At 51.8% G+C, this 10,728-nt stretch carries 3 protein-coding genes; all 3 read left to right on the top strand.

All coding sequences use genetic code 11. The annotated features are described in order from the left end of the window. On the top strand, positions 1 to 3,131 hold a 3,131-nt coding region (gene uca / locus H6F80_RS03780), incomplete at its 5' end, for an urea carboxylase (RefSeq protein ID WP_190790277.1). Positions 3,132 to 3,566: 435 nt separating this feature from the next. Further along, positions 3,567 to 8,618: a PAS domain-containing protein gene (locus H6F80_RS03775; RefSeq protein WP_190790276.1), complete on the top strand. Its 5,052-nt coding sequence runs from the start codon at positions 3,567 to 3,569 to the stop codon at positions 8,616 to 8,618. A gap of 138 nt (positions 8,619 to 8,756) precedes the next feature. After that, a partial coding sequence (locus H6F80_RS03770) for a PAS domain S-box protein (RefSeq protein WP_190790275.1) occupies positions 8,757 to 10,728 on the top strand: 1,972 nt, incomplete at its 3' end.

Raw genomic sequence — 10,728 nt, 5'->3', positions numbered from 1 at the left:
TGAGTCAAGCAAATTTTAAGCAAAAAGGAATCTTTTTAGAGAAATATATTCAAACGGCAAGACACATCGAAGTTCAAATTTTTGGAGACGGTTGCGGTAATGTGATTGCGCTGGGAGAGCGTGACTGTTCGACACAGCGACGCAACCAGAAAGTGATTGAAGAAACCCCTGCTCCTGGAATTAGCGATGCGCTGAGGCAGCAGCTTTCTGACTGTGCGGTGCGACTGGGACAGGCAGTCAATTACCGATCGGCGGGCACAGTTGAATTTGTGTTGGACGTCGACCAGCAGCAGTTCTACTTCCTGGAAGTAAACACTCGCCTCCAGGTCGAACATGGCGTGACGGAGATGGTCAGTGGGATTGATCTCGTCGAGTGGATGGTGCTGCTGGCGGCAGGTGATACTGCTTTTCTGCACGATCGTCCGCAGTTTCAGGGACACTCGATCCAGGTGCGAATCTATGCCGAGGATGCCCACAAAAACTTTCAGCCGAGCGCAGGCTTATTGAGTGTCGTTCGTTTTCCAGACCGGGTTCGCTGCGATGCCTGGATTGAAACCGGAACAGAAGTGACGCCCTTTTACGACCCGCTGCTGGCAAAGGTGATCGTACAGGGCAAAACGCGAGAAGAGGCGATCGCTCAACTGCAAACCGCCCTTCAGGCATCAGAGATTGCAGGCATCGAAACTAATCTGGCCTATTTGCGGCAGGTGATTGCCAGCCCTCAATTCGTCAATGGATTGGTCAGCACACGATACCTGAATCAGTTTCAATACCAGCCGCGCACGATCGATGTTCTCAATCCTGGAACCTACACCACCATTCAGGACTATCCTGGGCGCACGGGCTACTGGGATATCGGCGTGCCGCCCTCAGGCCCAATGGATCATCTGGCGTTTCGTCTGGCAAACCGAATTTTGGGCAATCCGGAATCCGCAGCAGGGCTGGAATGCACCGTCATGGGTCCCACGCTGCACTTTAACTGCGATACGGTCATTTGTCTCACTGGAGCGGCGATGAAAGCCACGCTCAACGGTCAGCCCGTGCCCTACTGGGCTGCAGTTCCTGTTACCGCAGGCAGCACGCTCAAACTAAGAGCGATCGAGGGAGCAGGCTACCGCACTTATGTTACCGTCCAGCACGGATTTGACGTGCCCGAATATCTGGGCAGCCGATCGACCTTCACCCTGGGACAATTTGGCGGACATAGCGGACGCACCCTGCGAACTGGAGATGTCTTGAGGCTCGAAACGGGCAGCGCATCCGCATCATCTGGCACAGTTCCTGACCCTCTAGCTCCTGCCCCCCTACCAACCGAGCTGATTCCGTCCTACACCCACGAATGGAAAATCGGCGTACTCTATGGACCTCACGGTGCCCCTGACTTCTTTACCGAAGCGGATATCGAGATGCTGTTCTCCACGCGCTGGCTCATTCACCACAACTCCGCCCGCACTGGAATCCGGCTAATCGGACCCAAACCCCGCTGGGCAAGAACCGACGGTGGCGAAGCCGGGCTTCATCCCTCCAATATCCATGACAATGCCTACGCGATCGGCACGATCGATTTCACCGGCGATATGCCCATTATCCTGGCACACGATGGCCCCAGCTTAGGCGGCTTTGTCTGCCCTGCCACGATCGTCCAGTCCGAACTCTGGAAAATCGGACAGCTCAAACCCGGCGACACCGTGCAGTTCTACTGCCTCACTGCCCAAGAAGCTCTGGAGCGAGAACGATCGCAGGATCACCAGATCGAAACGCTCCGCAGTCAGGCAGCGCAGGAATCGTCTCCCTCTCCATCCCCTCCTTTCCTGATCCCTTCCTCTGACCCACTCACTCACTCACCGATCCTCCACCACCTCCCCCTCTCCTCCACTCAAATCGCAGTGGCCTATCGGCAGTCCGGCGACAAAAACCTGCTGATTGAATACGGTCCCTTAGTCCTCGATTTGAACTTACGGTTTCGGGTTCATGCCCTGATGGGCTGGCTAAAGGCAAATCATTTTCCGGGCATTATCGATCTCACCCCCGGAATTCGATCGCTTCAGGTTCACTACGATAGCCGTGTGCTGCCAGTTCAGGAGCTTATTGAAAGATTAATTGCCGCAGAGTCTGAGTTGCCTGACATTGATGCGATGCAGGTGCCTACTCGGATTGTGCATCTACCTTTGTCCTGGGACGACGAATCGACGCAGCTTGCAATTCAGAAATATATGCAGTCGGTGCGACCCGATGCGCCCTGGTGTCCCAGCAATATTGAGTTTATTCGCCGCATCAATGGCTTAGACAGCACTGAGCAGGTGCGGGATATTGTGTTTAACGCGAGCTATCTGGTGTTGGGCTTGGGCGATGTCTATCTCGGCGCACCCGTTGCCACTCCCCTGGATCCGCGCCATCGGCTCGTAACGACAAAATACAACCCTGCCCGCACTTGGACACCCGAAAACGCAGTGGGCATTGGCGGAGCCTATCTTTGTATCTATGGCATGGAAGGTCCGGGGGGCTATCAGTTTGTGGGGCGTACCGTTCCCGTATGGAATCGCTACCGAAGCACCCAGGATTTTACCCAGCCCTGGCTGCTGCGCTTTTTTGATCAAATTCGCTTCTTTCCCGTTTCACCAGAAGAATTGCTAAGTTATCGGGAAGACGTGATTCAGGGCAAAGTCAAGCTTGACATCCAGGAAGAAACCTTTAGTTTGCAGCAGTATCAGAACTTTCTGGGGGCGAACGCAGAAGACATTGCTGCCTTTCGAGCCAAACAGCAAGCTGCTTTTGCGGCTGAACGCGATCGCTGGGCTGCGGCAGGAGAATTTACCCAGCAAGAAATTTTGGAGGCGGCTCAGCCCGAAACCGAAACGTCTGAAACCCTGCTTCCCGATGATGTAGAAGCGGTGGTGAGTCATATCTCTGCTAACGTCTGGCAAGTTCTGGTACAGCCTGGCGATCGGGTTGCTGAAGGCGATCGTCTCGTAATTCTCGAAGCGATGAAAATGGAAATTGCTGTGGATGCAGAGTGTACTGGGACGATTACCGAGGTATTTTGTCGATCGGGGCAAACCGTAACCGCAGGGCAATTGCTACTCGCGATTCAGCCTGTGAACCAAGGGGAAGGAAATCAGTACTCTCGATAAGGGCAGCAAGATCATTTGTCCAGTGGGTTGTGTTGCAAAAACCTGGAAGAGGGATACCGAAAACGGCTAGAAACGGATCTCCCTGACCCACAACGGGGTTGGGTCGTTTGTTAACAGCCCAATCGCTCCGCAAAGTGCCGACCAAATCTTGTTTCCTGAATGTAGCGTTCCCCCGCCCGAATAGAGCAGAAATAGACGTTCAAGGGTGAATCAGTAAAGGGTGAGGTAGCCAAGGGTGAGTCAGTAACCTTTCTCGCCTACCTTACCATTAACCCAATTCTTGCGACACAATTGACTTCTGTCATCAAGCATTATTTGCTACAAAGCCTTATGCATGGTTGCGGATATAGGTCTTCCGTCTTGAGATGGATTGATTGCGTATCTTTGACAGGATTTAATTGATGAAAGCCATATGGGCATACGGGCAGTACCTCAATGAAGCGCGATAAAACTGGCAAGTTCACTCAGGCTTGGCGGGGAGAATCCAAACAAGCAGTCAAGTTATCTTTAACGAACACTGCCTGGCAGTTGCTTGAGCAACAGTCAAAAGAGATGGGCGTTTCTCGCTCTGAGCTGGTTGAGCGGTATGCCCGGCACTCTCAGTGCCACTGCTGTGCTGGAAATACAATTACTTCTAACCATGGAAAGGCAAGCTGTCTCTCCGAATCTGTGACAGTGCCGGATACTCAATTTCCAGAAGCACTGCTGGCAAAACAAATCGCTGCATTACAACAGCACAATAAACAGTTGCAGGACCAGGTTGCTGAGCTTCAGCAAAGGATTGAAGCGTTGCGATCGCAGGAACAAACGGACGAACGGCAATGGCTAGAAGCAGTGCTCAATCTGCTGCCGACTCCTTTGATTCTGGTTGACCCAGAGCAACAGCGGGTGATCTTCTCCAATCAAGCCGCCAACGCGATCGCAGGAATCAATATTGCTAAGGATATTGGGGCAACTTATATTGGGGCAACCTACAACAGAGATTATTACTGTACGGACTCAGCAGGACAAATCATTCCGTCGGAGCAGGTTCCGGCAGTACGAGCGACACGGGGAGAGAAAATTGCCGGGGCTGAAATTAATTGGCATACTCCGGCTGGCATTTTCCCGCTACTTGTTGACGCGGCGGTATTGCCCGCCCTGTACGATCGTCCACCCATTAGCGTTGTCGTCTTTCAAGACATTCACGAACGAAAGCAAATCGAGGAACAACTCAAAGAAAGCCAACGCTTCATTCAGCAAGTTGCAGATGCAACCCCCGGAATTCTCTACATTTATGACCTGATTAAACAGCACAATGTCTATGTCAATCATCAGATTGGAGAAATTCTGGGATATCCTGCTGACGAAGTTCAGGCAATGGGCAGCTTGCTGTTTTCAGCGCTGATGCACCCAGACGATCTCGAAACGCTGCCAGCTCACCTAGAGCGATTCGATCGTGCCCAGGATGGCGAAGTCATTGAGTGGGAATACCGGATGCGCCACGCCAATGGTGAATGGCGATGGTTATGGAGCCGAGATCTGGTCTTCTCGCGAACGGAAGCAGGCACACCCCACCAGGTGATTGGCATTTCCCACGATATTACTGACCGCAAGCAGGCTGAATTAAGTTTGCGAATTACAGAAGAACGCCTATCTCTGGTATTACAGGCAACCAATGACGCGATTTACGATCGCAATCTCAAAACAGATTCGGTTTGGTGGAACCAGGCATACGATCAACTGGTGGGTAAGCGACCTCTGGAATGCAATTCTTCCCGGTGGTGGATTGAGCACCTTCACCCAGACGATCGGGATCGGGTGACGATAAGCTTTGAAGCAGCTTTAACAAGAGGCGATGAACGCTGGAGAGATGAATACCGCTATCAGCGAGCAGATGGACAGTATGCAAACGTTATCGATCGCGCCTATATTTTGCGGAATGCAGACGGAACACCAGAGCGATACCTGGGAGCAATTTCAGATGTCACTCATATCAAACAGGTTGAAGAGGATCTGAAACAAACGGAGGAGCGACTTCAGCTTGCTCTTTCCTCGGCTCGAATCGTGGCTTGGGATGTGGATTTGAAGACAAATCAGGTCATTTGCTCTCCCAATGCGCTGAACGTTTGGGGAATTCAAGCTGGAACCGCAGAAGATTTTTTCTCTAGCATTCATTCTGAAGATCGGGAACGGATCATTCAAGGCTTGGAGCGGGCAAAAGCTGGGAAGGAACAGCACTGCCAGGAATACCGCATTATTCGTCCTGACCAGACAATCAGTTGGCTTAACAGCCAGGGGCGAGTTTATTTTGACCAGCAGGGGCAGGCAACCCGATTCGTTGGAGTTTCGGTTGATATTAGCGATCGTAAACAAGCCGAAGAGGCAGCGGCTCGATCGGCAGATCGCACGGCTCGCCTACAAAACATTACTGCCGCCCTTTCCGAAGCCCTGACTTCCAGTGATGTCGCAACGGTAATTGTTGAGCAAGCCTTAGCTGCGCTGGGAGCCTGTCGCGGCTTAGTGATGCTGCTAAGCACCAATGGAGAAGAGCTAGAACTGCTTGGTTCAATCGGACATCCTCCCAATGCTTTGTCGATGTGGCAGCGGTTTCCGATAACGTCTGCTGTGCCGCTTGCTCATGTAGTGCAAACTCAAACTCCCGTTTTCCTGCAATCTTTAGATGAGGCGATCGCCGCCTATCCTCAACTGGCTTCTTTGCAAAACAGTATTTCCTCAGGTGCGATCGCCGCCATTCCGCTCATTGCTGAAAATAAAGTTTTGGGTTCGCTAGGCATTGGATTTACAGAAGCCCACTCTATCCACGAAGCAGATCGGGCATTTATCCTTGCCCTAGCACATCATTGTGCTCAAGCGATTCGTCGGGCACAGCTTTATCAGGCAGAGCAAGAGGCACGGGCATTTGCAGAAGCCAGTGAGCAACGCTTCCGGTGTCTGGCAGAATCGATTCCGCAGATCGTTTGGGTGGCTCAAGCCAATGGATTTACCGAATACTACAACCAGCGGTGGTTCCAGTACACAGGCTTAACTCTGGAAGAAAGCCAGAATGCAAACGGCAGCTTCCGCCATCCGGGTGATCACGATCGCTTCATTAACGCCTGGATCAAAGCCGTCACAGATAAAGATACGCTACAAGCCGAACAACGTCTGAGACGAGCCGATGGGGTCTACCGATGGCATTTAACGCGAGCTTACCCTTTGCTGGACGAGAACGGCGAGATCACGAAATGGTTTGGCAGCTGCACCGATATTGACGATTGGAAGCGGATGGAGCAAACCCAGCGATTTTTGGCTCAGGCTTCCCAGACGTTTGCGGCAGCCAACCTGGACTTGCAAACCATTCTAGACACAGTGGCTCGGCTCGCCAGCGAATTAGCGGGGGATGTTTGTGTCCTCAATCTGATTGGAGACGATGAGCGATCGCTGAATTCTGTCTCGTGCTATCACGCCGACCCAGAAATTCGAGCCTTTCTGAAGGATTTGCTAGAGCAATATCCCCGTCGCATTGATGAAGGCATTGGGGGACGGGTGATGCAGAGCGGAGAACCCCTGCTGATGCCTGTCACTTCGCAGCAAGAGCTTAGTGCGGTCATTAAACCGGAATACCGCCTTTATCTAGAACGGTTTCAAGTTCGCAGTACCCTGCTCGTTCCATTGAAGGTGCAGGGAGAGCCGATCGGGGTATTAAGCCTCACCCGTCATGCGCCTGCCGATCCACACACGCAAGAGGATTTAAACCTGTTTCAGGATTTAGCAGACCGGGCAGCGATGGCGATCGCCAATGCCCGACTCTATCAGCAGGCAGAACAGGCACGCCAGCGAGCAGAACGAACTGCCGATCGCACCACCCGACTCCAGGCAGTAACGGCTGCCCTTTCCGAGTCATTAACTCCGGTTCAAGTTGCAGAAGTCATTGCCCACCAAACCATGGCGGTGGTGAATGCTGCCTCAGTTCTGGTCGCTTTGGTCACTCCACAAAAAGACGAACTGGAGATTATTCACCATCTCGGCGATGGAATTGCTATTGCTCCAGAATGGCGACGCTTCTCGCTCACCGTTGCTACCCCGTTAACGGATGCCGTTCGCACCGGACAACCCATGTGGGAAGAAACGCTGGAAGAACGCATTGCTCACTATCCGCACCTGGCAAAAAGCTACGTTCAAGCCAAGTACCCGATCTGGGTCTCTCTGCCCTTGATGATTGAGGGGCAGGCAGTTGGTGGAATATCCGTCACATTTGCCCAGCTCCCCCAGCTTGAGCCAGCCGATCGGGCGTTTATGCTCTCGCTCGCGCAGCAGTGTGCCCAGGCGATCGCGCGTGCCCAGCTCTATGAAGCCGAACAACGAGCCAGAGCGCAAGCCGAAGCTGCAAATCGAATGAAAGATGAGTTTCTGGCAGTGCTGTCCCATGAACTGCGAACGCCGATGAATCCGATTCTGGGATGGTCAAAATTATTGCAGCGAGGCAACCTGGATGCGAACAGAACCGCGATCGCCCTTGAAACGATCGAGCGCAATGCCAAATTACAAGTGCAGTTGATCGAAGATTTGCTGGACATTTCTCGCATCCTGCAAGGCAAGCTGATTTTAAATCGCTGTCCAATCAGTCCCGCCTCGATTATTAGCGCAGCGATTGACACCGTTCGCTTAAATGCCGAGGATAAGCACATTCAGATCCAAACCCAAATTGCCGCAGAGGTTAGTCCTGTTTTGGGAGATGCAGCGCGCCTGCAACAGGTGGTTTGGAATCTATTATCCAATGCGGTGAAGTTTACGCCTGAGCAGGGTCAAATCGAGATCCAGCTCGCTGCGATGGGTGGGCAAGCCCAGATTCAAGTCAAAGACACGGGAAAAGGCATCAGTGCAGAGTTCTTACCTTTTGTCTTTGATACTTTTCGTCAGGCAGATAGCAGTACAACTAGAACATTTGGAGGATTGGGGCTAGGACTGGCGATCGCCCAGCACATTGTTGAGCTGCATGGGGGTACAATCCATGCGGAGAGTGCCGGAGAAGGGCAAGGTGCAACATTCACAGTCAAACTCCCCCTCGTATCAACCTCAACCGTCCCAAACCAGGAGGCAGCCGTGGTTAATCACACCTTGTCGTTGCAGGGGATTAAAGTCCTTGCTGTGGATGACGAAATTGACAATCTAGAATTAGCGACCTTCATCCTGAAGGAAGCAGGGGCTTCTGTCGTTGCGGTTTCCTCTGCCCCAGAAGCCTTGCAAGTGCTGGCTCAAGCGAAACCTGATATTCTCCTTCTCGACATTGGAATGCCGCAGATGGATGGCTACACCTTGCTGCGACAGGTCCGAACATTGGAGGCTGAACAGGGCGATCGTCCAATTCCAGCGATTGCCCTCACTGCCTACGCCGGAGAAGTCGATCAGCAGCAAGCCCTAGCAGCCGGATTTCAACAGCATATTCCTAAACCCGTTGAGCCAGAGGTGCTCCTACAGGCAATCCTGGGCTTCATTGGCTCCTAGCAAAATCCTGAGCAACAACGGGTATCAGGATAGCGGCAGTACGTTATTCCCAAACCGAAGTCTCAGTTCCTTGCTTAATCCCAACGTGCATTAAAACCGCTGACTTCAATTAATTCCCTTTTTTATACGGCTACGTTCATGTTAGATGCGGAAAAGACAAAAGAACAATTGCTGGATGAATTAGCACAATTACGCCAACGCGTTCAGGAGTTGGAACAGCGTGAGGAACTGTGCAGGCAGCGAGAGCAGACAGCGCACCAAAAGTTAATCCAGGAGCAAGCAGAACGCCGGCGCGATATTCAGTATGCGATCGCCCAAATTCTGGCTGAAGCAACTACGGTGTCCGATGCCCTGCCAGCGATTCTACAAGCGATTTGTGAAACGTTGGGATGGCAATTAGGGATGTTTTGGAGTGTCAATCCCCAAACGAATTGCCTGCACTATAGCGATAACTGGCGATCGCCCACAACTTCTGCTCAGGCCCTGATTGAGTCCAAATTGCAAACAACCTTCGCTCCTGGTGTTGGGCTACCCGGTCGAGTTTGGCTCAATCGTCAGCCCCTGTGGATTTCAGACCCCAAGGAAGACAGCAATTTTCCGAGGGCGGCAAAGGCAGCAGAGGCAGGCTTACGGGCTGTCTTTGGATTCCCCATTGTATTGAGCAATCAAGTCTTGGGTGTGATTGAGTGCTTTTGCGATCGTGTTCAAGAGCCAGATGCAGATTTACTGAATATGATGGCGGCGATCGGCAGCCAGATTGGTCAGTTTATGGAGCGGAAGCGCACAGAAGCAGCCCTCAAAGAAAGTCATGAGCTGTTCCAAAGCTTCATGAACCACAGTCCGATCGCGGCATTTATCAAAGATGAAGCGGGGCGATATGTCTATGCCAATTCGTGGGTTGAGCGAGCCTGTCAGCGATCGCAGGCAGATTTGATTGGCAAAACGGATTTTGAGCTGTTGCCACCTGCCATTGCAAAACAGCTTCGCGAGAATGACTTAGCTGTATTGACCAGTCGTCAGCCAATGCAAACGCTGGAAACCATTCACCACGAGGATGGCGAACACAGCTATATGGCTTTTAAGTTTCCTTTCTGGAATGCGACTGGGCAGCAGCTTCTGGCGGGGGTGGCGATCGATGTGAGCAAACGGATTCAAGCCGAAGTTGCCTTACAGCAACGAGAAGCCGAACTGCGCCTGATTACCAATTCGCTCCCGGTTTTGATTTCGTTTATTGATACTGAGCAGCGTTATCGCTTCATCAATCAAACCTACGAACAGTGGTTTAGACGACGTGCCAGTGAAGTGTGTGGCAAATATATTTGGGAGGTGATGGGGGAAGTCGCCTATGAAAGCGTTCGTCCTTATGTCGAGCAGGTGTTAGCCGGACATGCGGTTAGCTTTGAGAACGAAATGCACTACAAAGATGTTGAGACAAAGATTATTAGTGCTACTTTTGTGCCTCGGTTTGATCCGCAGGGTAAGGTCGAAGGTTTTGTGGCATTGGTGAGCGATATCACCCAGCGCAAGCAAGCTGAAGAAACGCTGCAACAAAGTGAAGAACGTCTGAGAATTGCTCAACAGGCTGCGAATGCGGGTGTGTGGGACTGGGATATTACAACCAATCAGGTGACTTGGTCAGAAGAATATTACCGTCTTTATGGGCTAGATTCAGCCGTCACTCAACCTTCCTATAAAAATTGGCTCAATTCTATTGTTGACCAAGACCGCGATCGCGTTGATCGGGCAACCCGTCAAGCATTAGAGCATCAGATTGATACCAACGTTGAATTTCGTATCCTTCATCCAGCCCAAGGAGAACGGTGGCTAACCGCGATCGGACAAACATTTTATGATGAAAATCGACAGCCCATCCGCATGACCGGAATTGCGCTGGATATTACCAAGCGTAAGCAGGTAGAAACAGCACTGCAAGAAAGCGAAGCCCGGTTTAGGCGGTTAGCTGAGTCGAATATGTTTGGTGTATTTTTTGGGGATATTAACGGTAATATCGCCGAAGCTAACAACGCTTTTCTGTCGATGGTCGGCTACACGCGGGAGGAGCTTCTTGCAGGTAGAGTGCATTGGGACGTATTGATCCCCCTAGAATGTC

Source organism: Leptolyngbya sp. FACHB-711, assembly GCF_014695615.1.
In the GTDB taxonomy this organism is placed as follows: domain Bacteria; phylum Cyanobacteriota; class Cyanobacteriia; order Elainellales; family Elainellaceae; genus Leptolyngbya_A.
Note: the sequence above shows the minus strand (reverse complement) of the source record. Positions and strands in the feature narration are given on the sequence as shown.